A 21,571-nucleotide genomic window follows, 5' to 3' on the forward strand; every position below is an offset into this window, starting at 1 on the left:
TGCTCACGACGCGGGGCACTCAGCATCTCTAGGGTTTTCCGGGCTCGTTCTTCGTACTCGACTCGGTAGCCAGCCATGACCATTGCCCCCTGTCTTCGGGCGTGACGCCCTCTTCAAACCATTCCGGCGCGGGATTCATCCTTGACGCGACGGTGTCGTCGTCGCCGTCCTCGATCGCTTCCAGGATTTCCTGGGTCGAGGTGTCATGCAGGATTACCGCGGTTTCTCCCCATTCAGCGGCGAGATCCGCCAGCCGGTGGAATGGGACCTCGAGCATCTCCTGACGGAACTTGGACGCGAGGCCGGGCGGCAGCAGGGCGAGGGTGTCGCTGATCGTGGTCGGGTAGGTGTGGAACCGGAGGTCGGGCGGGGTCGGCGGCAGGGGCTCCGACAGGTCGCGGCGCAGCTGGGAGCGCTCGGCGTACTTCGAGACCCAGCCGTTCTTCTCCCGGACCTCCGGGGGATGCCACTCGAATGCTCCGGCCATGTCCGCCATGGTCGCAGGTGGCTTTCATGAACGCCAGGCCCCGGTAATCACTCCACTACTGTGGGTGACTACCGGGGCCCGGGGTCACGGAATGTCACTCGTGGCGCAAAGCCTGGATCGGGTGCAATTTGCTGGCCCGGTTGGCCGGAAGCGCACCGAAGAACAGGCCGATCAATGCCGAAACCCCGAATGCCAGCAATACCGAGCCCGGTACCACGGTCAATTGCAGGCCACGAATACTGAACTGCCCGGCGATGACGCCGACCACCACGCCCAGGAATCCGCCGAACATGCTCAGCATGGTCGCCTCGGCCAGGAACTGGCCCATGATGGCGCCCCTGGTGGCGCCGATGGCCTTGCGGATGCCGATCTCGCGGGTCCGCTCGGTGACCGTGACCAGCATGATGTTGGTGATGCCGACCCCGCCGATGAGCAGCGCGATGCCGCCGATGGCCAGGATCAGGTAGGTCAGCACCGTGTCGATCTGCCTGCTGCTGCGGGTCAGCTCACGCGGGTCGCTCACCTCGAAGTCCGGGGGCTTGTCCGCGTCGATCCGGTGCTTGGCCCGCAGCACCTGGTTGATCGCGGCCCTGGCCGCGTCCATCTTCTCCACCGACTGCGCCTGCACCATGAACTGGCTCAGCGGCTGCTGCGGCCCGGTCAGCGTGTTCTGCAGGGTGGACAGCGGCATGGCCAGCATCTCGTCGGTGGAGCGGCCGCGGCCACCCTCACCGGCCTCCTCCAGCACGCCGACCACCACGAACTGCATGCCGCTGATGATCACCTGGCGGTTGACCGGATCGGCGCCGTTGAACAGTTCCTTGGCCAGCTTGCCGCCCATCACGATGACCTTGCGGGACTCGGTGACGTCGGCCTTGCTGAAGTAGGTGCCCTTGGCCAGCAGGGCGTTGTTGAGCTGGAAGTAGTCCGGGTGCGTGCCCAGCACCTGGGCCTGGTCCTTGGTGCGCACCCCGTCGTTGACCGAACCCGAGGTCCACACCCCCGGCACCACGGCCTTGATCCGGTCGGCCAGCTCCGGCGCGGCCAGCGCCTCGGCGTCGTCCAGGGTCAGCGGGCGGCCGGGGCCGGCCTCGGAGTAGCGCTGGTAGACGCTCAGGGTGTGCGCGCCCAGGCTGTTGATGCTGTTCATGATCATGTTGGAGGCGCCCTGGCCGACCGCCACGATCACGATCACCGAGGCCACCCCGATGAGGATGCCCAGGGTGGTCAGGATGGAGCGGAGCTTGTTGGCCAGCAGGCCGCGCACCGCGGAGAAGAGGACCTCGCCCATTCTCATCGGGCCACCCCCACCGCGTGCCGGGCGGAGTTGTTGTGTTCCTCGTGCACGATCTTCCCGTCCACCATGTGCAGCACCCGGCGGGCGTGCTCGGCCACATCGCGCTCGTGCGTGATGATCACGATCGTCCGTCCGGCCGCGTTGAGGTTGTCCAGGATCGCCAGCACCTCGGCGGTGCTCTTGGAGTCCAGGTTGCCGGTGGGCTCGTCGGCGAGCAGCAGCGCCGGTTCGGTGACCAGCGCGCGGGCGATGGCCACCCGCTGCTGCTGGCCGCCGGACAGTTCGGTCGGCAGGTGCTTGACCCGGTCCGCCAGGCCGACCGTGGCCAGCGCGGACAGCGCCCTGCGGCGGCGTTCGCCCTTGCGCAGCCCCGCGTAACTCATCGGCAGCTCCACATTGGACAGTGCGTTGAACCGGGGGATCAGGTTGAACGACTGGAACACGAACCCGATCTTGTGGTTGCGCACCCTGGCCAGCTGCTTGGGCCGCTGCTCGGCCACGTTCACGCCGTCGAGGAAGTACTCGCCCTCGGTGGCCGGGTCCAGGCAGCCCACGATGTTGAGCAGGGTGGACTTGCCGGAGCCGGAGGCGCCCATGATCGCCACGTAGTCACCGGTCGGCACGATGAGGTCGACCCCGGCCAGCGCGTGCACGGTGGCCTCGCCCTTGCCGTAGGTCTTGCGCACCCCGCGCAGCTCGATGACCGGGCGGATCCCGGGCGCGGGCTGGCTCACCGGCCCACCCGCACCGGCGCGGACTTGCCGGGGAACCCACCCTCGGGGAAGCGGCCGGGGCCACCGGAGTCGCCAAGCAGCACCACATCGCCCTCGCGCAGACCGGAGGTGATCTCGATGATGTGGTCGCTGCGCACGCCCAGCTGCACCGGGGTCGGCTTGGGCTGGCCGCTCTCCATCACGGTGACCGTGCTCTTGCCGTCCACGGTCTGCACCGCGCCGGAGGGCACCTGCAGCACCGAGTCCGCCTTGGCGGTGGTGACCACCACGTTGGCCGACTGACCCGGCTTGAGTTCGGGCGAGGTCTCGTCCAGTTCCAGCAGCACGCCGTACTGGACCACCCCGGAGGAGCTGGCCGGCATCAGGTCGACCTGCACCACCTTGGCCGGGAACTTCTTGCCGCCCAACGCGTTCACCGCGACCTGGGCGTTCTGGCCGACCTTGACCTTGACGATGTCGATCTCGGAGAAGGTGGCCGCGATCTGGTAGCCGTTGAGGTCGGTGACGGTCAGGAAGCCGCTGCCGGAGGAACTCTGGTTGGGCACCGAAGGGACGTCCGGGATGCCGCTGGGGCCGCCGCGGCCACCGCCGCCGGACCCGCCCTGGCCGCCAGAGCCCGCACCCGAGCCGCCGCCGGTGTTGCCCGCTGAGGTGCCGCCACCGCCGGAGCGCTGGCCGACCGCGCCGTTCATCGCGGTGACCGTGCCGGCGAAGGGGGCGTAGATGGTGGTGGAGCGCACGGCGTCCTGCGCCGTCTCCACCTGCAGCTCGGCCTGCTTGACCTGGGCGTTGGGCCCGGTGGTCGGCTGCTTGGCCTCCTTGGCCGCGGCCACCGCGGCCTTGGCCGACTCCAGCTGCGCCTTGGCCGCGTCCAGCTGCGCCTTGGCCTGCCGGTCGTCCACGGTGGCCAGCTTCTGGTTCTTGCTGACCTTGTCGCCGAGCTTGACGAAGACCTTGTTCACGATCGCGCTGGTGCCGAAGTCGACGTTGGCCGACCGGGACGCGCGCAGACTTGCCGCCGCCGACACACTGTCGACGACCGAACCCCGGCTGACGGTGGCCGTCGGCGGACCGGACGGACCGCGCTCGGCGGCCGAGGTCGGCGACAGCATGCGGTACCCCAGGTATCCGCCACCGGCAACTACGACGAGAGCGACGACGCCGACAATGATCCACCTACGGCGTCGTGGACGTGGTGACATTTCGCCACCCTATCCACACAGTTCATAGCCGGATCAGGGGAATACCCTGATTCCCGCCTTCTGTGACGTGGCTATTACAAACCGGCGGAAATCGCGTGCTCAGGCGCGGCGCCTGCCACCGGCGCGCAGGGCCAGCATGAGCTGCCGGATCGAGTCCAGCACGGCCAGCACGGCGAACATGCCCAGCAGCGCGGACAGGCCGAGCCAGGGGCCGACGTACCTGGTCAGCTCATACGGCGGGCCGCCGGGCTTGGCGTTGGGCAGGGTCATGTGCACCAGGCCGCGCTGCCAGGCCCACAGCGCGCCGAGCACCAGCAGCACCGCGAGCAGGAGTTCCCCCAGCACGATCAGCGCCCGCCAGGGCTGGTGCAGCCGGGGCTGGACGGGCGCGGCCTGCGGCTGGCTCGTGATCTCGGGAGAACTCACGCCGGACAGCTTCTCACGACCGCGCGTCCAACCGCCGTCGCAGTGCGTCACGCAGTGCCTCGGCGTCCCTGGCCCAGGCCAGCAGCACCGAGCCGTCGGCCAGTCGCACCGGCAGTTCGTGGCAGCCCTTTGGCGCGCTCCACCCGCCGCCGAGCACCCGCGCGCCCGCGGGCACGCCCACCTCGCCGACCTCGGCCACCTGCTCGACCGCGAGCACCTCGCGGCCGCAACGCAGGTGGTACGGGGTCAGCGAGACCGAGCACAGCCGCCGCCTGGCCTGGGTCCAGACCAGTGCGGCGACCGCGAAGCCGCCGCCGACGAGCAGCCAGACCGGCCAGTTCACCCGGCCGCCGGTGAGCAGTTCCACCCCCAGCGCGACCGCGGCGAACCCCGGTCCCCAGAGCACCGGCCAGTAGCTGGAGCCTGGCTCGGCGAAGAGGACCGGGGCCGGTTCGTCGGGCTGGATCACCGCGCGGTCTTCACCGCCAGCAGCCAGTCGGTGCTGGTCCGCCACCAGGAGGTGAGCAACGCCCCGGCGAGCAGGACCGCGACCAGCAGTCCCTCCGCGGTCAGGCCCTGTCGCAAGGTGAAGATCAGGTGCAGCACGGCGGCGATGGTCAGCGCCAGCCGCGCCCAGCTCCGGCCCTGCCGCAGCAGCAGCCCGAAGGCCACGTAGAGCACGCCGAAGAACACCATCGTGGTGCTGTGGAAGGTGAGCAGGGTGGTGGCGATCTTCTCCGCCTCCGCCACCTTCTCCCGGATCAGCGCGTCCCGCACGGTGTCGTACTGGGTCCAGTAGAAGATCGTGTTCAGCACGCCGAAGGTCGCGGTGGCCAGCCAGAGGCCCACCGCGACCCTGATCGAGGCCGGGTGCGGGATCCCAGCCGCCATCAGCTCTGCTTGAAGTAGTAGTTGGCGTTGCGGTGGAACATGAAGATGATGCCCACGATCGCGCACACCGGCGGCACGAAGCCGAGGTAGGTGCCGATCGAGGTCAGCCCGGCCGCCTGGATCGGACCGTCGGCGGGCAGGCTGGCCAGGAAGCCGATGCCGGCGATGCTGATCAGCATGCTCACGATGCCGAGCCCGCCGAGCACGGTGAGCACGACCCGCGCCCAGTTCCGGCCCTTGCGCATGAACAGCGTGAACATCACGAACAGGCCGGCCATGACGATGCCGAAGATGAGCGTGGCGACCAGGGTCGCGCCGCCGATGGACTCCGCGGTCTGCTGGATCCGCTGCTGGAGTTCCGGCGGCAGGTCGGGGTTTGCCGCGCGCTGGTTCTCCACGATCGAGGCGATCTGCTGGCGGGCGCCGACGAAACCGAGGATCGAGCCGATCACGCTGAACACGGCGCCGGCGATCCAGGCCCAGAAGGCCAGTTCGACCTGCTGCGGCTTGGCCACCGGGCCGCCACCGCCGGGCATGCCGGGCGGCAGGTACTGGCCACCGGGCTGCTGGCCGTACTGTGGCTGGCCGTAACCGGGCTGCGGCTGCTGGCCGTAGCCCGGCTGCTGCTGCGGGAAGCCCTGCGGAGTGGACGGGTACCCCGGCTGCTGGGGGTACTGCGGTTGACCCTGGCTGGGGTCGTACGGGTTGCTCACGCGCTCACGCTAGGGCCGACCACCGACCCTGTCCAACGGCTATGCCGGTGTGTTACCTGGTCGGGTCCTGCGCACGCCGATGAAGTAGGCCCTGGAGTTCGGGTGGAACATCATCGCCAGCGCGGCCACGTCCAGTCCGAAGACCACCACGGACAGCGTGACCTGGATGATCCCGAGCTGCGCGACCACCGTCGCGGCGGATCCCGCGACCAGTCCGAGCACCCCGAGCAGACCGAGGCCCACGCTCATCCCGCCGAGCACGGTGAGCACCACGCGGGCCCATTCCACGCCCTGCACGGTCCGGGTGGACAGCCACCAGAACAGCGCGATGACGCCGAGCCGCAGGGCCACCGTCATGACCACCGCGAGGTTCACCGCGCCGTCGACCTGACCGAGGGTGAGCTGCGGGGCGAGCTGGCCGAGCATGTCGTTGAGCCCGCGCCGGTCGGCGAGCCGGAAGATCACCGCGACCAGCCCGGCCACGCAACTGGCGATCCACAGCCGCCGGGACAGCAGCAGCTGGCGGGGCGGGATGAGCACCTCGGTCATCCGCGGTCCAGCCACTGCGCGGCCTCGGTGGCCCAGTAGGTCAGCACGATGTCCGCGCCGGCCCGCCGGATCGAGGTGAGCATCTCCAGCACGGTGCGGTCCCGGTCGATCCAGCCGTTGGCCGCGGCCGCCTCGACCATCGCGTACTCACCGGAGATCTGGTAGGCCGCGACCGGCACGTCGCTGTTCTTGGCGATCTCACTGAGCACGTCCAGGTAGGGCAGCGCGGGCTTGACCATGACCAGGTCGGCGCCCTCGGCCAGGTCAAGGGCCAGTTCGCGCAGGGACTCGCGCAGGTTGGCCGGGTCCTGCTGGTAGGTCTTGCGGTCGCCGACCAGCTGGGACTCCACCGCCTCGCGGAACGGGCCGTAGAGCGCCGAGGCGTACTTGACGGTGTAGGCCAGGATGCCGGTGTCGGTGAGCCCGGCGCCATCGAGGGCCTCCCGGATGAAGCCGACCTGGCCGTCCATCATGCCGCTGGGCCCGACCAGGTGCGCCCCGGCCTTGGCCTGGGCGATGGCCATCTCGCCGTAGACGGTCAGGGTGGCGTCGTTGTCCACCGAGCCGTCCGGGGCGAGCACCCCGCAGTGGCCGTGGTCGGTGAACTCGTCAAGGCAGCAGTCCGACATCAGCACGGTTGAGTCGCCGAGTTCGGCGCGCAGCTCGCGCAGCGCGGCGTTGAGGATGCCGTCCGGGTCCACCGAACCGGAGCCGGTGGCGTCCCTGGTCGCGGGCACGCCGAAGAGCATGATGCCGCCGACGCCGGCCTGCACGGCCTCCACCGCTGCTTTGCGCAGCGAGTCCATGGTGTGCTGGTACACGCCGGGCATGGAGCTGATCGCGACCGGTTCGGTCGCACCCTCCTTGACGAACATGGGCAGCACCAGGTGCTGCGGGCGCACGGTGGTCTCGGCGACCAGGCGGCGCAACGCCGGGGTGGTGCGCAGGCGGCGGGGACGGTGGGACGGGAACACTGCCGGTACTCCCTGGGAACGTGGCCAAGGTACAGAACACACGCTACGCGCCCCGCACCAACGATTCACGAGAAGGCTGCCGGTGCCACAACCACCACGCCACGAGTTGCGAGAGGTCCTGGCCAGAGCCGACTTGTTGCGAAAAGGCGTGGCGCGCCAGCGACACGGCGAGCCCTTCGCCCTCAGTGCGGTTGTGTTTTCGCGTTGTGCGTTCGTGACCTCGACACTCCGAAGCTTGCTTCGTGTGTGTCGAGGTCACGAACGTGCGACTTAGAGCGAAAACACCCGCGCGCGGAGCGCGCCAATGTGACAGCTCAGCGCCGCGCACGCTTGGTCTTGCGGGGCGGCGGCAGCGCGCCCTCGGCGCGCAGCCGGGCCGCGTGGTCGGCCAGCGCGTCGACCAGGGCGGGGACCTGGGCGACCTCGGGCTGCACGTCCACCCGCAGGCCGAACTCGATCGCGGTCTCCGCGGTCTGCGGGCCGATGCAGGCCACGATGGTGCGGGTGTGCGGCTTGCCCGCGATGCCGACCAGGTTCCGCACGGTGGAGGACGAGGTGAAGCACACCGCGTCGAACCCGCCGGTCTTGATCATCTCGCGGGTGTCCGCGGGCGGCGGCGCGGCGCGCACCGTGCGGTACGCGGTCACGTCGTCGGGCTCCCAGCCCCGCTCGCGCAGGCCGGCGGCCAGCGTCTCGGTGGCGATGTCCGCGCGCGGCAACAGGATCCGGTCCACCGGGTCGAAGATGTCGTCGTGCGGCGGGAAGTCGGCGAGCAGGCCCTCGCTGGACTGGTCGCCGGAGGGCACCAGTTCCGGGGTGATGCCGAAGGAGCGCACCTTCTCCGCGGTCGCCTCGCCGATGCAGGCGATCTTGACGCCGGAGAACGCGCGGGCGTCCAGGCCGAACTCCTCGAACTTCTCCCACACCGCGCGCACCGCGTTGGTGGAGGTGAAGATCACCCACTGGTAGCGGCCGTCGACCAGGCCCTTGACCGCGCGCTCCATCTGCGCGGGGCTGCGCGGCGGCTCCACCGAGATGGTGGGCACCTCGACCGGGATGGCGCCGTGCGCGCGCAGCCGGTCGCTCATCTCGCCAGCCTGCTCCTTGGTGCGCGGCACCAGCACCCGCCAGCCGTAGAGGGCGCGGGACTCCCACCAGGAGAGCTTGTTCCGGTTGCCGACCGAGCTGCCGACGGTGACCACCAGCGGACCGGTGAGGTCACCGGCGTCGGCGGCCAGTCCGGCCAGCGTGGAGTCGATGGTGCGCTGGGCGCAGCTGGTGCCCTCGGTGGTGACCGCGGCCGGGGTCTGCGGCGCCAGGCCGTACTCCACCAGCGAGGAGGCCGCCTCGGCGAGGTGGCTGGCCGAGGCGTGCAGCACCAGGGTGCCGGGGGCGCCCGCCAGTGCGGCCCAGTCCACGCTGCCGCGGACGTCGGCCTCGGTGTGCACCGCGCCGAGCGCGACACCCGCGTAGGCGGGCACCGCGGTACCGGCGGCGACACCGGGGATGACGTCGAAGGCGACGTTGGTCCTGGCCACGGCCTGGGCCTCGGCCACCACCGCGTCGGCGGTCAGCGGGTCACCCGCGACCAGGCGGATCACCGAACGGCCGTTGCGGGCCTCGGTGGCCAGGTCCTTGGCGACATCGGCCGGGTCGCCGACGGCCGGGCGGACCTCGATGCCCTCGGGGGCCAGCGCCAGCACTTCGGCAGGCACGTCGGGGTCGGTCACCACCAGCTCGGCGGTGGTGAGCAACTGCTGTGCCCGGACGGTGAGCAGGCCCAGGTCACCGGGACCGGAGCCGACGAAGGCGATCCGTCCGGGGGTCTTGCGTGCGCGGGTCATCAGGCACTCCCCATCTCGTTCACTCCCCTGGGGCCGCTGAGCGCGGCGGCGCCAAGGTCGAGCAGCTCAGCGGCCAATGCCTTGCCGAGCTGCTCTGCTGCGGTCATCTCTCCGATGGCGGATGCGCGCAGCAAATCGTTCTGCGGCGTCGCGGCCACCCCACGCAGGGACAGCCGTTCCACCACGCGACCGTCCGCGTCGAGGTCCTCCACCACATCGGCCAGCGCGCCGATCGGCGCGCTACAGCCCGCTTCCAGAGCAGCGAGCATCGCTCGCTCCGCGGTGACCGCGGCGCGGCTGGCCTGATCGTCCAACGTGGCCCGGAGCAGGTGCTCGGTGTCCACGTCGGCAACGCGGCATTCCACCGCGAGGGCGCCCTGTGCGGGCGCTGGCAACATCTGCAACGGGTCGAGCGATTCGGTGATCGCGTCCAGCCTGCCGAGCCGGGCGAGCCCGGCCCTGGCCAGCACCACCGCGTCCAGCTCGCCGTCGACGACCTTCTTCAGCCGGGTGTCCACGTTGCCGCGGATCGGCTTGATCTCCCAGCCCAGGCCCAGCGCGTTGAGCTGCGCGGTCCGCCGAGGCGAACCGGTGCCGATGACCGCGCCAGCGGGCAGTTCGCCCAGCGTGAGCCCGTCCCTGGCGCACAGCGCGTCCCTGGGGTCCTCGCGCCGGGGCACCGCGGCCAGCGACAGCCGGGGGTCGGGCGCGGTGGGCAGGTCCTTGTAGGAGTGCACGGCGACGTCGATCTCGCCGGCGGCCAGCGCGTCGCGCAGGGCCGAGGTGAACACGCCGATGCCGATCTCCGGGATGGGCGCGGAGGAGCGGTCACCGGGGGTGGACACGGTGACTATCTCCACGGTTGCGCCTGCCTGCTCCAGAGCCTGCGCGACAGTGCCGGTCTGGGCGAGGGCGAGGGCGCTGCCCCGCGTGCCGATGCGCAAGGTCCGCTTCACCGGGCCTCACCGTCCACTGTGGACATTGCAATGTGGTGGTTGGTCACACTCTCTGCTTCCGTTGCAGGCGTTGCAGGCGTAGCGCTCACGGCGGCGGCGGATTGCGGGTCCAGGGCGAAGAGTTCGCGGAGCGCGTCCGCGTAGCTCGATCCACCCGGCGCGGCGGCCAGTTGCTTGACCCGCACGGTCGGCATGTGCAGCAGCTTGTCGACGACCCGGCGCACGGTGCGGGACAGCTCGTCCCGGACGGCGGAGTCGAGTTCGGGGAGCCGGGAGTCCAGGCGCAGCAGTTCGCTGTCGACCACCTCGGCGGCACGGCGGCGCAGCGCGGTCACCGTCGGGGTCACCTCGGCCGAGCGCTGCGCGGCCAGGTACGCCTGCACCTCTTCGGCGACCAGCTCACCGGCCCGCCGGGTGTCCAGGCCGCTGGGGGCCTCGCGCAGCCGCTGCTGCATGGTCTCCAGGTCGACCACGTGCACGCCGGGCAGGTCGGCGACCGCGGCCTCGACATCGCGCGGCAGACCGAGGTCGCACACCACCAGGGCGCCCGGCCCGGTGCGCGCGGCGCGCACGGTCTCGGCGTCCAGCACGGGACTGGACGCCCCGGTACAGGCCACCACGACATCGGCCAGTGCCAGCTCGGCCAGCAGCGACTCCAGTCCGATGGCCACCGCGGGGGTGCCGTCGGCGGCCAGCGCGGTGGCCAGCCGTTCGCCGTTGGCCGCGGTGCGGTTGGCCACCGCGATCCGGCCGATGCCCGCCCTGCGGAGCTGGGCGGCGGCCAGGCCGCCCATCGAACCGGCGCCGATGACCAGCGCGCGGCGGCCGGTGAGGCCACCGAGCACCCGCTCGGCGTCGGCGAGCGCCTCGGTCACCACCGAGGGTCCGGCGTGGTCGATGCCGGTCTCGGTGTGCACGCGCTTTCCGACCCGCAGGCCGTGCTGGATCAGCTCGTGCAGGGTGCGGCCGACCGTGCCCGCCTCGCAGGCGGTGGTGTAGGCCGCGCGCAGCTGGCCGAGGATCTGGGCCTCGCCGACGACCATCGAGTCCAGGCCGGACGCGGCCCGGAACAGGTGGTCCACCGCGCCGGCGGCGTAGTGCACGTAGAGGTGGTTGCACAGGGTGGGCACGTCAACGCCGGACTGGCGGGAGAGCACCCCGGAGATGTCGGCCAGGCCGCCGTGGAAGGTCTCCACCACGGTGTAGACCTCGACCCGGTTGCAGGTGGAGACCAGCACGGCCTCGGAGACGTTCGGGCACTCCAGCAGCTCGGCGAGCAGCTTGGTGATGTCGTCACCGCTGACCACGGCGCGCTCCAGCAGCGACACCGGCGCGGTGCGATGCGACAGGCCGACCACGAGCAGGCTCACCGGCGCACCCCCACCTGGTCGGCGGCTGCGACCCGGGCCCCGTTGGCCCTGGTGGCGGCGTCGGCGGACGCCTCGTGCTCCGTCGCCTCATCGGCGCGACGGGCCACGTGGAAGGACAGGATCTGCATCTCCACCGCCAAGTCGACCTTGCGCACCTCGATGTCGTCAGGGACCTGGAGCACGACCGGTGCGAAGTTCAGGATGCATTGCACACCGGCGGAGACCAAACGATCACAGACGAGCTGGGCCGCGGCCGGCGGCGTGGCGATGACCCCGATGGTCACCTCGCGCTCGGCGCAGACGGTCGGGATGTCGTCAACGTGCTCGACCGGGATGCCGCCCACCGGGACGCCCATCAGGTCGGGGTCGACGTCGAAAAGGGCGGCCACCGGGAACCCCCGGCCGGGGAACCCGCCGTAGTTGGCCAGCGCGTGGCCCAGGTTGCCGATGCCGACCACCGCGACGCTGTGCTTGCGGGTCAGGCCGAGGATGCGCTCGATCTGGTCGACCAGCACCTCCACGTCGTAGCCGACGCCGCGGGTGCCGTAGGAGCCGATGTAGGAGAGGTCCTTGCGCAGCTTGGCCGAGTTGACCCCGGCCGCCGCGGCCAGCTCCTCGCTGGAGATGGTGGTCACACCCTGTTCGGCCATGGTGGAGAGCACGCGCAGGTAGACCGCGAGCCGGGCGACGGCCGCCTCCGGGATGGCCCTGGCGCGTTCACGGGCGCTGGGCACCTCGGGGGCGAGCGAGTCCTGAGCGACCGTCTCGGAGCTGCCGGCCGGGGCCGTTCGCCCCTCGTTCCGCTGCGCCGTCACGCGTTAACTCCCTCACCGAACACACTGAGGTCACCGACACAGGTGCCTGAGCGCACTGAGCCCCGAACTCGCACGTCCACCCGGGTGACTGCTTATACGGTAGCCACTTGTGAACGCATGCACAAAGTCGCCGAACAAGGGCGTGACCAGCGTCCTTCGGAGTTGTGCTATAGGGGCCCGCGCACACTGGGGCGGATGTGCCCTCGCTCACGAGGTCGGCGCGTCTACCTGGGCTGTCAAGCCCCCGGCCGGGTGTCCGGCGAACCCGGCCGATCGGGGGCGGGCGGAGACCTCCGCGACAACGACCCGCATACCGCCGTCCGGCTGTCACCGGATCCGGTGATCTGCGCCTTTGCCCGATTTATCACGATCAGGTCACGGTGAAGAATTTCGAATGCCAGCCGGTCGCCCCGTCCGGCACCACATCGGCCCGCTGCGCGGTCTGGGTGTAGCCGGAGCGATCGGTGGCCCGGCATTCCACCGTGTGCCCGCCGGGCGCGAGGTCGAACTCGGCCCGCCACATCCGCCAGGTGTCCACAGTGGACTCAGCGCTCAATGTGGCCGTGCGCCAAGGACCACCGTCCACTCGAACCTCCACTGTGGACACTCCGGTGTGCTGGGCCCATGCCGTGCCCGCGACCACCACCCGGCCTGCGGGCACCTTGGCGAACCCGTTCGGCCGGTCCACCCTGGACTGGGTCTTGACCGGTCCGAGCCTGCCCCAGCCGCGGCGGATCCAGTACGGCTCGAAGTCGGCGAAGGTGGTCACCTCGGCCTCGACGATCCACTTGGTCGCGCCCACGTACCCGTACAGCCCTGGTGTGACCATCCGCACCGGGAAGCCGTGCTCGGCGGGCAGTGGCCGCCCGTTCATGCCGATGGCCAGCAACGCGCCCCGGTCCGGCTCCAGCAGCACCGAGAGCGGGGTGCCGCAGGTCCAGCCGTCCGAGCTGGTGGTGGCCAGCTGGTCCGCGCCGGTCTTGACCCCGGCCTCCAGCAGCAGGGCGCGCAGGTCCACGCCGGTGAAGGTGGCGGTGGACACGTAGGGCCCGCCGACCTCGTTGGACACGCAGGTCATGGTGATCGTGCGCTCCACCAGCGGCCGGTTGACCAGGTCGGCGAAGGAGATCCGCAGTTCCCGCTCGACCATGCCGTGGATGCGCAGCTCCCAGTCCTCCGCGCGCAGCCGGGGCACCGAGAAGGCGGTGTCGATCCGGTAGAAGTCGGCGTTGGGGGTGAGGAAGGTCGGGGTGCCGTCGGCGGCGAAGTCCGCGCCGGGCGGGATCGGGGTGGCCTTGGCCGCCCTCGGCAGCACCGGGGCCACGGTGTCCTGCGAGGCGGCCACGTCGACCCGGCGGCCCAGCAGCTGCCCGGCCAGGCCGCTCAGACCGGCCCCGGCGGCGATGGCGACCGAACCCAGCAGGAACCGGCGGCGGTCCTGGGCGAGGCCGTCAGTGGCCCGCACATCCAGCGCGCGGCCGTGCAGCCAGGTGAACGCGCCCAGCCCGGCGAACAGGCTCACCGCGGGCGCCAGCAGGGCGAACTGGCCGAGGTCGGGCCGGGTGTACACGGCGAGCATGCCCAGCGCGCCCAGCCCCACCGCGAGCGCCTGCCCGGCCCGCGGCGCCCGCCGGGACAGCAGCCCGGCCAGCACGCCCAGTCCGGCCAGCACCACGGCCATGCCGATCAGCAGCACCAGCTTGTCCGCGGTGCCGAAGGTGCGCACCGCGAAGTCCTTGACCACCGCCGGGGTGGCGTCGATGGCGGCGTTGCCCACCGCCAGCAGCGGCGAGGCGCCCGGCTCCAGCACCCCGGCGGCCAGGTGGCCCGCACCCAGCGCGGCGAGCACGCCGAGCAGTCCGATCAGGGCGGCGGCCGGCGCCGGGATGCGCGGGGTGTCCATGTCCTCCATTCGACGCCTGTCGCGACCCGGTTCACATCAGGTAACGGCAGGCCGTCAGAAACCGGTAAGCATTGGCGAAGGCACCATTCTCGGGGGGAACCACCATGGACCAGCACGAACCAGCCGCGCAGCTACCGCCCTCACCCGTGTTCGGCACGGGCATGAACCCGCTGCCGCCGGAGTACGAGGCCACCGGTCCGGCCAGGAAGGGCAAGGCGCTGCTGGTCTCGCTGATCGTGGCCTGCGCGCTGCTGCTCACCGGCACCACGGTGGTGGCCATCATGCTGACCCAGGCGGAGAACCGGGCCGAGATGCTCGGCATGCAGGGCGAGCAGGCCCAGCGCAGGCTCAAGGACGCCGACAAGCGGATCAGCGCCGCCCGCGCGGAGGCCGACGCAGCCCGCGACGAGGCCAGCGCGGCCCGCCGAGAGGTGCTGGAGATGCACCTGAAGCGCCTGCAGACCAGCGAGTGCGAGATCGCCGCCAGCGTGGTCAAGGACGCCCTCAACGGCCGCGACAAGCTCTACCTGGACGCCACGCTCAAGCAGCTCGCGGAGAAGTGCAAGAAGTAGCCACAAGCGGCAGCCACCGGCCACCTGTTGCGAAACAGGCGTGGCGCGCAGCGACACGGCGGGCTCTTAACCAGCAGCGCGGTACCGATTTTTCGCGTTGCCTTGCCGCGTGCCCGACGCATCCGAAGCTTGCTTCGCGTGCGGCGGGTACGCGGCGAGGCGACTTAGAGCGAAAAATCCAGCGTGCGGAGCACGCCAATGTAACTAGCCCCAGCTTCGCAGGGCTGCCCGGAAGCGCTCTTCCTCGACCTTCCAGTACCCGTGTTCCTCGCCGTTGATCAGGATCACCGGCACCATGTCGCCGTACTCGGCGCGCAGTTCGGTGTCGGTGTCCACATCGACCACGGTCAGCTCGATGCCGATCTCACCGCAGATGCGTTCGAGGTCGGCCTTGGCGACCTCGCAGGCGTGGCAGTCGACCCTGCCGAGCAGGGTCACCTGGTGCGCGCTCACCGCTGCTTGACCAGCGCGCGGCCGATGACCATGCGCTGGATCTGGTTCGTACCCTCCACGATCTGCAAGACCTTCGCCTCCCGCATGTACCGCTCCACCGGGTAGTCCTCGACGTACCCGGCGCCACCGAGCACCTGCACCATGTCCGTGGTGACCTTCATACAGGTGTCGGTCGCGATGAGCTTGGCCATGGCCGCCTGGGTGGCGAAGGGCAGGCCGGCGTCCTTGCGGCGGGCGGCGGAGAGGTAGAGCTGGCGGGAGGCCTCGATGCCGGCCGCGGCGTCGGCGAGCAGGAACGAGACGCCCTGGAACTCCGCGATGGGCTGGCCGAAGGCGCTGCGTTCCCTGGCGTAGTCCACGGCCACGTCCAGCGCGGCCTGGGCCACGCCGACCGCGGCGGCGGCGATGCCGAGGCGGCCGGAGTTGAGCGCGTCCATGGCGATGGCGAAGCCCTGGCCCTCCGCGCCCAGCCTGCGGCCTGCGGGCACGACCGCGGCGTCGAAGATCACCTGGGCGGTGGTGGATGCCTTCATGCCCATCTTGCGTTCCGGCGGCGCGGCGGTGACGCCGGGGGTGTCCGCGTCGACCAGGAAGGCGGAGATGCCCTTGGGGCCGTCCACGCCGGTGCGCGCGAGCAGGGTGTAGAAGTCGGCGACGCCGCCGTGGGTGATCCAGGCCTTGGTGCCGGAGACGGTGTAGTCGCCGGACTCACCGGTCTTGGCGGTGGTGCGCAGCGCGGCCGCGTCCGAACCGCAGTGCGACTCGGACAGGCAGTACGCGCCGAGCAGCTCGCCGCCGATCAGCTCGCCCAGCCAGCGCTCCCGCTGCTCGGTGCTGCCGTAGCCGGCCAGCGCGTGGCAGGACAGGGTGTGCACGCTGACCCCGAGGCCGACCGCCAGCCAGGCCCGGGACAGCTCCTCCACGACCTGCAGGTAGACCTCGTAGGGCTGGGCGCCGCCGCCGAACTCCTCCGGGTAGGGCAGGCCCAGCAGGCCGGCCCGGCCAAGGGTGCGGAACGCCTCGCGCGGGAACGCGCCGGTGGACTCCGCCGCGGCGGCCCTCGGCGCGAGTTCCTTGTCCGCGATCTCCCTGGTCAGCTCGAGCAGCGCGGTCGCCTCGTCGCCCGGGAGCTGTCGATCGATCACGGGAGCACCCATGTGTTGCCACCTCCGAGTGTCGGCACGGCTGTGTGCCAGGGGCTTTCCACCCTGCGAGACCAATTGTGGGGTCTCCGACACTCGGAAGTCCAACTAACAGATCAGTGACCGCCGCCACGCCTGTTCGGGCTAGTTCAGCGCAGCGAACGCCGCGCGAGTTTGCCGGTCACGGAGTGCGGCAGGGCTTCGACGAACTCGACCCTGGTGGGCACCTTGAACTTGGCCAGCAGGCTCGTGCAGTGCGCCACCACGTCCGCCTCGGTCAGTTCAGCGCCCTCGCCGCGGACCACCACGACCTTGACCGTCTCCCCGGTGCCCGCGTCCGGCACGCCGACCGCAGCGGCCTCGACCACCCCCGGCAGCAGGCCAAGCACGTGCTCGACCTCGTGCGGGTAGACGTTGAAGCCGTTGACGATGATCAGGTCGTTGGCCCGGTCGACCAGGTGCAGGTCGCCGCCCTCGTCCAGGTAGCCGACGTCGCCGGTGCGGAACCAGCCTTCGGCGTCCGGGCCGTGCGCGCCGTCCGGCCAGTAGCCGCTGAACAGGTTCGGGCCGCGCACCGACACCAGGCCGGCGCCGCCCTCGTCCTCCTCCTCCAGCGGGGTGCCGTCGGAGTCGACCAGGCGCAGTTCCACCTCGGGCAGCGGCTGGCCGACCGAGCCGGGTTTGGGCGCCCCGGTGACCAGGGTGGAGGTCAGCACCGGGCCGGTCTCGGTGAGGCCGTAGCCCTCGAAGACGTCCAGGCCGGTGGCCGCCTTGACCCGGCGCAGCACCTCGCCGTCCAGCGGGGCCGCGCCGGAGGTGAGCAGCCGCAGCGTGGCCAGGCCCTCGCGCAGCTCCTCCTCCGGCAGGCCGAGCAGGGCGGTGTACATCGGCGGCACGCCGACGAAGGTGGTCACCCGGTGCCTGCGGATGGCGGCCAGCGCGCCCTCGGCGTCGAAGCGCTCCAGCAGCACGCCGGTGGCGCCCGCGGCCGCGGTCTGCAGCAGGCCGGGGCCAAGGCCGTAGGCGTGGAAGAGCGGGATGGCCAGCAGCACCCGGTCGGCCGCGGTGACCGGGGCCGGGCGCAGCCGCGCGCACTGGCGGGTGTTGGACACCAGGGCGCGGTGGGAGAGCATCACGCCGCGCGGCACCCCGGAGGTGCCAGAGGTGTAGGCCAGCACGGCCAGGTCCTCATCGCCGCCCGCGGTCTCGAACGGCTCGGCCTCGGCCAGCGCGGGCGCGGGCAGCACCTTCACGGTCCCGGCGATCCCCGGCACCTCGCCCTCGGCGACCAGCAGCCGCGCACCCGAGTCGGCGAGCACCCTGGTCAGTTCCGGCCCCGGCAGGCCGGGCGCCAGCGGCACCACCACGCAACCGGCGCGCAGCGCGCCGAAGAGGGCGACGCAGAACTCGATCCCGGTGGGCAGCCGGACGGCGACCCGGTCCCCGGTCAGCGCACCGGCCATCCGCAGCCGGTGCGCCTGCGCGTCCACCGCGGAATCCAGCCTGCCCCAGCTCACCTGGCTGCCATCGGCGGCATCCAGCAGCGCGGGGTGGTCGGCTTCCCGGAGCGCCGCTGACCTGATCAGGTCCGCGACGTTGCCGACGGCGGTCATCTGTCCTCCCGGTGGCCAAGGCGAACGGACCCGAAGTCTGACACGGGTGATGTTCGTCATGCATCCGCCTGCGGGGCGTCTGGGAGAAGGGCCGGGAAATACCGACGACCAACGCTACCTACTTTGGAGTAACAAAAGGTATGGTTCGGTCAATCCCCGGTCCGACCGCCGCCAGGACCGGGAACCGCGAGCAAGGGAGCCGCGCATGCCCCCACCGATGGGTTGGCCCTGCTCACCGGGGCGCCCTTCGCAGGCCGAGGTCGTGCAGTCGCCGCCTCCGGCCGGGGAAGCATGGGCATTGGTACAGGCGGCCCAGGCCGGGGACAGCGAGGCCTTCGGCCGGCTCTACGACCAGTACGTGGACGTGGTGTTCCGCTACGTGCTCTTCCGGGTCGGCGACCGCAGCCTGGCCGAGGACTTCACCAGTGAGACCTTCCTGCGCGCGCTGCGCCGGATCAGCTCGGTCAGCTACCAGGGCCGCGATGTCGGCGCCTGGTTCGTCACCATCGCCAGGAACCTGATCCTGGACCACGTGAAGTCCAGCCGGTACCGCTTCGAGGTGCCCACCGCCGAGCTGTCGGACAACTCCGAACCGCTTGCCGGGCCCGAGCAGGCGGTGCTGGCCGAGGCCACCAACGCCGAGCTGCTCAAATGCGTCGGCCAGCTCAACACCGACCAGCGGGAGTGCATCGTGCTGCGCTTCCTGCAGGGCCTGTCGGTGGCCGAGACGGCCGAGGTGATGGGGCGCAACGAGGGCGCGATCAAGGCCCTGCAGCACCGCGCGGTACGCCGGTTGGCCCAGCTCCTGCCTGCCGGGCTGCGTTAACCCGTACGGACGTACGCGTAACTCATCGGGTCACTGCTTCGTTGTTGTGCTGAGAGTGCGGGCCTGCCGGGGCCCGTGCGCCGGCCAGCCGAAGGACACACGTGAGCACGGGTGAACCGCCCTCAGGGCCATCCGAAGGACCTGCGCAGTTCGCGCGTGTGCTGCCCGCGCTGGCCGCCTACGAACAACACCTCAACCCGGACCCGGCGGCCAGAGATCGGATGCGCGCCCGCCTGCTGGCCGATTTCCCGGCCGCGGTGCGCGAAGCCCAGTCCCGCCCTGATCCCACGGCCAGGCGACGGCGTTTCGCCGTGGCACTGGCCGCCAGCGTGGCCCTGATCGGCTCGGTGACCGGGATGTCGGTGCTGCTCAGCCGGGACGCGGTGCCGGGGGACGCGCTCTACGCGGTCAAGCGCAGCGCGGAGAGCGCCGAGCTGGGCCTGATCTTCCGCGAGCACCCCAGGGCGTTCAAGCACCTGGAGTTCGCCGACGCCAGGGTGACCGAACTGGGCGCGCTGCTGGACCGGCCGGGCGCCCCGGCGGCGGATTTCGCCAGGGCGCTGGCCGACTTCGAGTCCGACGCGGCCGCCGGGTCCCGGCTGCTCACCGAACTGGGTGCGGACACCGACGACCAGCTCTTCGCCGCGCTGGCCGACTGGACCACCAAGGAGATCAGCCGGTTGAAGACGGCCTCGGTCGCGCTGCCACCGGCGGCCCGGCAGCGGCTGGAGATCACCATGGCGCTGCTGGAGCGGATCCGGCAGCGGGCCAGCGAGCTGCGCCAGCGCGCGGGCTGCCTGACCATCACCTCCGGCGCGGCCGACGACATCGGCGCGCTGCCCGCCACCGAGCGCTGCGTGCCGGTCCCTGCCAGGGAGGTCGGCCCGCTGCCGAGCACCGGGGCGAGCGGCCGGGCCGTGGTGAGTTCCCCCACGTCCACCCCCTCGGTCGCGGACACCCCGGCGAGCACCCCGTCCGCACGGGCGCCGGTCCCGCCGCCGATCCCGCTGCCGCAGCCCAGCCTGCCCCAGGTCAGCACCCCGCCACCGGTAGAAGTGCCCGCGCCGCCGACAGGTCTGCTGCCGGGTCTCCTCGATCTTCTGAAACTCCCCTTCGGCCTGCTCGGTCCGAACCGGTAACGTGCGGCGATCGCTACCCTGGGGCGGGTGAACCCGCTGACGCAGGAGGACCTGGAGGGGACCGCGGTGGCCAACCGGCGGGCGAACGAGGACCGGCCCGAGCACAAGAGCAGCGCGGCACTGGCCGGGGAGGCATCGGCCGAGGCCGCGGTGGCCGCGGCGGCGGAGTACGACGCGGCGGTGCCGCAGGACCTCACCGCGGCCGCGTTCTTCGACGTGGACAACACCATGATGATGGGCGCGTCGATCTTCCACTTCGCCCGTGGCCTGGCCGCCCGCAAGTACTTCGCCAGCTCCGACCTGCTCGGTTTCGCCTGGCAGCAGCTCAAGTTCCGGATCGGCGGCAAGGAGAGCCCTGAGGGCATCCGGTCCAGCCGGGAGCAGGCGCTCTCCTTCGTGGCCGGGCGCGAGGTCAGCGAACTGGTCACCCTCGGCGAGGAGATCTACGACGAGCTGATGGCCGACCGGATCTGGGACGGCGCCAGGGCACTGGCCCAGATGCACCTGGACGCCGGTCAGCGGGTCTGGCTGGTCACCGCGACCCCGGTCGAGCTGGCCACCATCATCGCCCGCCGGCTGGGCCTCAACGGCGCTCTGGGCACGGTTTCCGAGCATGTGGACGGGGTCTACACCGGCAGGCTGGTCGGCGATCTGCTGCACGGCCCGGCCAAGGCGCACGCGGTGCGCGCGCTGGCCGCCCGCGAGGGCCTGGACCTGCGCCGGTGCACCGCCTACTCGGACTCCTCCAACGACGTGCCGATGCTGTCGGTGGTCGGCACCTCGGTGGCGGTCAACCCGGACCAGCGGCTGCGCGATATCGCCAGGGCCCGCGGCTGGGAGGTGCGCGACTTCCGTACCGGCCGCAAGGCGATGAAGATCGGCATCCCGGCCCTGCTCGGCGCGGGCGCGCTGGCCGCGGCCTTCGCCGCCGGCGTGGCCTACCGGCGCAAGCGCCAGGGCTAGGGCTGTTCGTCCTCGACCCACTCCAGCAGGTCGCCCGGCTGGCACTCCAGCACCCGGCACATGGCCTCCAGAGTGCTGAAGCGCACCGCCTTGGCCCGGCCGTTCTTCAGCACGGCCACGTTGGCCGGGGTGAGCCCGACCCGCTCGGCGAACTCGCCGACGCTCATCTTGCGCTTGGCCAGCTCGACGTCGATGCGCACCACGATCGGCATCAGATCACCGCGTCCAGGTCCGAGCGCAGCGCGGTGGCCTGACGGAGCAGCTCGCGCAGCACCAGCACCACCAGCCCCAGCACGGCGACCCCGATGGAGAGCAGGAACAGCACCATCGGCAGTCCTGGGTCATCGGCGTTGAGCACCACCACCGCCGCGATGCCCACCAGCACCAGCCAGCCCGCGAAGATCGCCCAGACAATGGCGTCCACCCACTTCAGGGACGCCGTGGTGAAGATCCGGTCGGTGCGGACCAGGGTGAGCAGCTTCCAGGTGGCCACGATCACCACCTGCACGCACAGGATCATCAGCGCCGCCACCGCGGTCAGCGGCCAGCGCAGCCACGCCTCCTCCGGCCGCTCCTGCGCCATGAAGGCGAACTTGCCCGGAAAGGACAGGGTCTGGAAGACGAGCAGGATCCCGAAGAACAGCACCAGGAACACCCGGAGCGGCAACACCACTCGCTGCATGGTCAACATGCGTCGAGTAT

At 71.2% G+C, this 21,571-nt stretch carries 24 protein-coding genes; 4 read left to right on the forward strand and 20 right to left on the reverse strand.

Annotated elements, in window-relative coordinates; genetic code table 11:
• Positions 1-28: 28 nt before the first annotated feature.
• The 15 genes from HNR67_RS02960 to HNR67_RS03030 all read right to left on the reverse strand — a co-directional run bounded on the left by HNR67_RS02960 (position 29) and on the right by HNR67_RS03030 (position 14,161).
• Positions 29-487 (reverse strand): hypothetical protein, encoded by a 459-nt coding sequence (locus HNR67_RS02960; protein WP_185000593.1) that lies wholly within the window; start codon positions 485-487, stop codon positions 29-31.
• Between the two features lie 94 nt (positions 488-581).
• On the reverse strand, positions 582-1,784 hold the full coding sequence (locus tag HNR67_RS02965) for an ABC transporter permease (RefSeq protein ID WP_185000594.1): 1,203 nt from the start codon (positions 1,782-1,784) through the stop codon (positions 582-584).
• Positions 1,781-2,497 carry an ABC transporter ATP-binding protein gene (locus HNR67_RS02970; protein WP_185010068.1) on the reverse strand — a complete coding sequence of 239 codons (717 nt, stop codon included), beginning with the start codon at positions 2,495-2,497 and terminating at the stop codon, positions 1,781-1,783. Before HNR67_RS02970 ends, HNR67_RS02965 begins: the two co-directional genes overlap by 4 nt.
• A gap of 17 nt (positions 2,498-2,514) precedes the next feature.
• Complete coding sequence (locus HNR67_RS02975) at positions 2,515-3,630, reverse strand: efflux RND transporter periplasmic adaptor subunit (protein WP_185000595.1); 1,116 nt, start codon at positions 3,628-3,630, stop codon at positions 2,515-2,517.
• Between the two features lie 189 nt (positions 3,631-3,819).
• Positions 3,820-4,146 (reverse strand): hypothetical protein, encoded by a 327-nt coding sequence (locus HNR67_RS02980; protein ID WP_185000596.1) that lies wholly within the window; start codon positions 4,144-4,146, stop codon positions 3,820-3,822.
• Between the two features lie 13 nt (positions 4,147-4,159).
• Positions 4,160-4,615: a hypothetical protein gene (locus tag HNR67_RS02985; RefSeq protein WP_312986300.1), complete on the reverse strand. Its 456-nt coding sequence runs from the start codon at positions 4,613-4,615 to the stop codon at positions 4,160-4,162.
• The gene (locus tag HNR67_RS02990; RefSeq protein ID WP_185000597.1) at positions 4,612-5,037 is read right to left on the reverse strand and encodes a hypothetical protein; all 426 of its coding nucleotides are present in this window, start codon (positions 5,035-5,037) and stop codon (positions 4,612-4,614) included. Before HNR67_RS02990 ends, HNR67_RS02985 begins: the two co-directional genes overlap by 4 nt.
• Positions 5,037-5,750 carry a hypothetical protein gene (locus HNR67_RS02995; protein ID WP_185000598.1) on the reverse strand — a complete coding sequence of 238 codons (714 nt, stop codon included), beginning with the start codon at positions 5,748-5,750 and terminating at the stop codon, positions 5,037-5,039. The genes HNR67_RS02990 and HNR67_RS02995 overlap by 1 nt, the downstream gene beginning before the upstream one ends.
• A 39-nt stretch (positions 5,751-5,789) precedes the next feature.
• On the reverse strand, positions 5,790-6,299 hold the full coding sequence (locus HNR67_RS03000) for a hypothetical protein (RefSeq protein WP_185000599.1): 510 nt from the start codon (positions 6,297-6,299) through the stop codon (positions 5,790-5,792).
• The gene (gene hemB, locus HNR67_RS03005) at positions 6,296-7,273 is read right to left on the reverse strand and encodes a porphobilinogen synthase (RefSeq protein WP_185000600.1); all 978 of its coding nucleotides are present in this window, start codon (positions 7,271-7,273) and stop codon (positions 6,296-6,298) included. Before hemB ends, HNR67_RS03000 begins: the two co-directional genes overlap by 4 nt.
• Positions 7,274-7,587: 314 nt before the next feature.
• Positions 7,588-9,117: a bifunctional uroporphyrinogen-III C-methyltransferase/uroporphyrinogen-III synthase gene (locus HNR67_RS03010; protein WP_185000601.1), complete on the reverse strand. Its 1,530-nt coding sequence runs from the start codon at positions 9,115-9,117 to the stop codon at positions 7,588-7,590.
• Positions 9,117-10,073 (reverse strand): hydroxymethylbilane synthase, encoded by a 957-nt coding sequence (gene hemC / locus HNR67_RS03015; protein ID WP_185000602.1) that lies wholly within the window; start codon positions 10,071-10,073, stop codon positions 9,117-9,119. Before hemC ends, HNR67_RS03010 begins: the two co-directional genes overlap by 1 nt.
• Positions 10,070-11,443 (reverse strand): glutamyl-tRNA reductase, encoded by a 1,374-nt coding sequence (locus HNR67_RS03020; RefSeq protein ID WP_185000603.1) that lies wholly within the window; start codon positions 11,441-11,443, stop codon positions 10,070-10,072. The genes hemC and HNR67_RS03020 overlap by 4 nt, the downstream gene beginning before the upstream one ends.
• Complete coding sequence (locus tag HNR67_RS03025; protein ID WP_312989503.1) at positions 11,440-12,177, reverse strand: redox-sensing transcriptional repressor Rex; 738 nt, start codon at positions 12,175-12,177, stop codon at positions 11,440-11,442. Before HNR67_RS03025 ends, HNR67_RS03020 begins: the two co-directional genes overlap by 4 nt.
• A 451-nt stretch (positions 12,178-12,628) precedes the next feature.
• Entirely contained in the window at positions 12,629-14,161 is a 1,533-nt protein-coding gene (locus tag HNR67_RS03030; protein ID WP_246492450.1) for a molybdopterin-dependent oxidoreductase, read from the reverse strand.
• Positions 14,162-14,265: 104 nt separating this feature from the next.
• Between HNR67_RS03030 and HNR67_RS03035 the strand changes: the two genes are divergently transcribed.
• On the forward strand, positions 14,266-14,733 hold the full coding sequence (locus tag HNR67_RS03035) for a hypothetical protein (protein ID WP_185000605.1): 468 nt from the start codon (positions 14,266-14,268) through the stop codon (positions 14,731-14,733).
• Between the two features lie 204 nt (positions 14,734-14,937).
• On the opposite strand, the gene HNR67_RS03040 is transcribed toward HNR67_RS03035, so the two are convergent.
• From HNR67_RS03040 to HNR67_RS03050, 3 genes are all read right to left on the reverse strand, one after another.
• Entirely contained in the window at positions 14,938-15,186 is a 249-nt protein-coding gene (locus HNR67_RS03040; protein WP_312986305.1) for a glutaredoxin family protein, read from the reverse strand.
• A complete protein-coding gene (locus HNR67_RS03045) occupies positions 15,183-16,343 on the reverse strand; it encodes an acyl-CoA dehydrogenase family protein (protein ID WP_185000606.1) in 1,161 nt (386 codons plus the stop codon). Before HNR67_RS03045 ends, HNR67_RS03040 begins: the two co-directional genes overlap by 4 nt.
• A gap of 134 nt (positions 16,344-16,477) precedes the next feature.
• On the reverse strand, positions 16,478-17,941 hold the full coding sequence (locus HNR67_RS03050) for an AMP-binding protein (protein ID WP_185000607.1): 1,464 nt from the start codon (positions 17,939-17,941) through the stop codon (positions 16,478-16,480).
• 205 nt (positions 17,942-18,146) lie between these two features.
• On the opposite strand from HNR67_RS03050, the gene HNR67_RS03055 reads away from it, so the two are divergent.
• The 3 genes from HNR67_RS03055 (at position 18,147) to HNR67_RS03065 (ending at position 20,869) form a co-directional block, all read left to right on the forward strand.
• Complete coding sequence (locus tag HNR67_RS03055) at positions 18,147-18,767, forward strand: sigma-70 family RNA polymerase sigma factor (RefSeq protein ID WP_185000608.1); 621 nt, start codon at positions 18,147-18,149, stop codon at positions 18,765-18,767.
• Positions 18,768-18,925: 158 nt separating this feature from the next.
• Positions 18,926-19,906 (forward strand): DUF5667 domain-containing protein, encoded by a 981-nt coding sequence (locus HNR67_RS03060; protein ID WP_185000609.1) that lies wholly within the window; start codon positions 18,926-18,928, stop codon positions 19,904-19,906.
• 66 nt (positions 19,907-19,972) lie between these two features.
• Positions 19,973-20,869: an HAD family hydrolase gene (locus HNR67_RS03065; protein WP_185010073.1), complete on the forward strand. Its 897-nt coding sequence runs from the start codon at positions 19,973-19,975 to the stop codon at positions 20,867-20,869.
• Here HNR67_RS03065 and HNR67_RS03070 read toward each other — a convergent pair.
• Together HNR67_RS03070 and HNR67_RS03075 are read right to left on the reverse strand one after the other, a co-directional pair.
• Complete coding sequence (locus HNR67_RS03070; protein ID WP_185000610.1) at positions 20,866-21,081, reverse strand: helix-turn-helix domain-containing protein; 216 nt, start codon at positions 21,079-21,081, stop codon at positions 20,866-20,868. The two genes, HNR67_RS03065 and HNR67_RS03070, sit on opposite strands and share 4 nt — an antisense overlap.
• Positions 21,081-21,560 (reverse strand): DUF2975 domain-containing protein, encoded by a 480-nt coding sequence (locus HNR67_RS03075; protein WP_185000611.1) that lies wholly within the window; start codon positions 21,558-21,560, stop codon positions 21,081-21,083. The genes HNR67_RS03070 and HNR67_RS03075 overlap by 1 nt, the downstream gene beginning before the upstream one ends.
• Positions 21,561-21,571: the final 11 nt, after the last annotated feature.

The sequence above is a fragment of the Crossiella cryophila genome, assembly GCF_014204915.1.
GTDB lineage: Bacteria > Actinomycetota > Actinomycetes > Mycobacteriales > Pseudonocardiaceae > Crossiella > Crossiella cryophila.

Excerpts from the sequence above, each read along its gene's own strand:
- HNR67_RS02960 (WP_185000593.1), bottom strand. The coding sequence starts at position 487 with ATGGCCGGAGCATTCGAGTGGCATCCCCCGGAGGTCCGGGAGAAGAAC.
- HNR67_RS02965 (WP_185000594.1), bottom strand. The coding sequence starts at position 1,784 with ATGAGAATGGGCGAGGTCCTCTTCTCCGCGGTGCGCGGCCTGCTGGCC.
- HNR67_RS02975 (WP_185000595.1), bottom strand. The coding sequence starts at position 3,630 with ATGCTGTCGCCGACCTCGGCCGCCGAGCGCGGTCCGTCCGGTCCGCCG.
- HNR67_RS02990 (WP_185000597.1), bottom strand. The coding sequence starts at position 5,037 with ATGGCGGCTGGGATCCCGCACCCGGCCTCGATCAGGGTCGCGGTGGGC.
- HNR67_RS03000 (WP_185000599.1), bottom strand. The coding sequence starts at position 6,299 with ATGACCGAGGTGCTCATCCCGCCCCGCCAGCTGCTGCTGTCCCGGCGG.
- HNR67_RS03010 (WP_185000601.1), bottom strand. The coding sequence starts at position 9,117 with ATGACCCGCGCACGCAAGACCCCCGGACGGATCGCCTTCGTCGGCTCC.
- HNR67_RS03030 (WP_246492450.1), bottom strand. The coding sequence starts at position 14,161 with ATGGACACCCCGCGCATCCCGGCGCCGGCCGCCGCCCTGATCGGACTG.
- HNR67_RS03035 (WP_185000605.1), top strand. The coding sequence starts at position 14,266 with ATGGACCAGCACGAACCAGCCGCGCAGCTACCGCCCTCACCCGTGTTC.
- HNR67_RS03045 (WP_185000606.1), bottom strand. The coding sequence starts at position 16,343 with ATGGGTGCTCCCGTGATCGATCGACAGCTCCCGGGCGACGAGGCGACC.
- HNR67_RS03050 (WP_185000607.1), bottom strand. The coding sequence starts at position 17,941 with ATGACCGCCGTCGGCAACGTCGCGGACCTGATCAGGTCAGCGGCGCTC.
- HNR67_RS03055 (WP_185000608.1), top strand. The coding sequence starts at position 18,147 with ATGCCCCCACCGATGGGTTGGCCCTGCTCACCGGGGCGCCCTTCGCAG.
- HNR67_RS03070 (WP_185000610.1), bottom strand. The coding sequence starts at position 21,081 with ATGCCGATCGTGGTGCGCATCGACGTCGAGCTGGCCAAGCGCAAGATG.
- HNR67_RS03075 (WP_185000611.1), bottom strand. The coding sequence starts at position 21,560 with ATGTTGACCATGCAGCGAGTGGTGTTGCCGCTCCGGGTGTTCCTGGTG.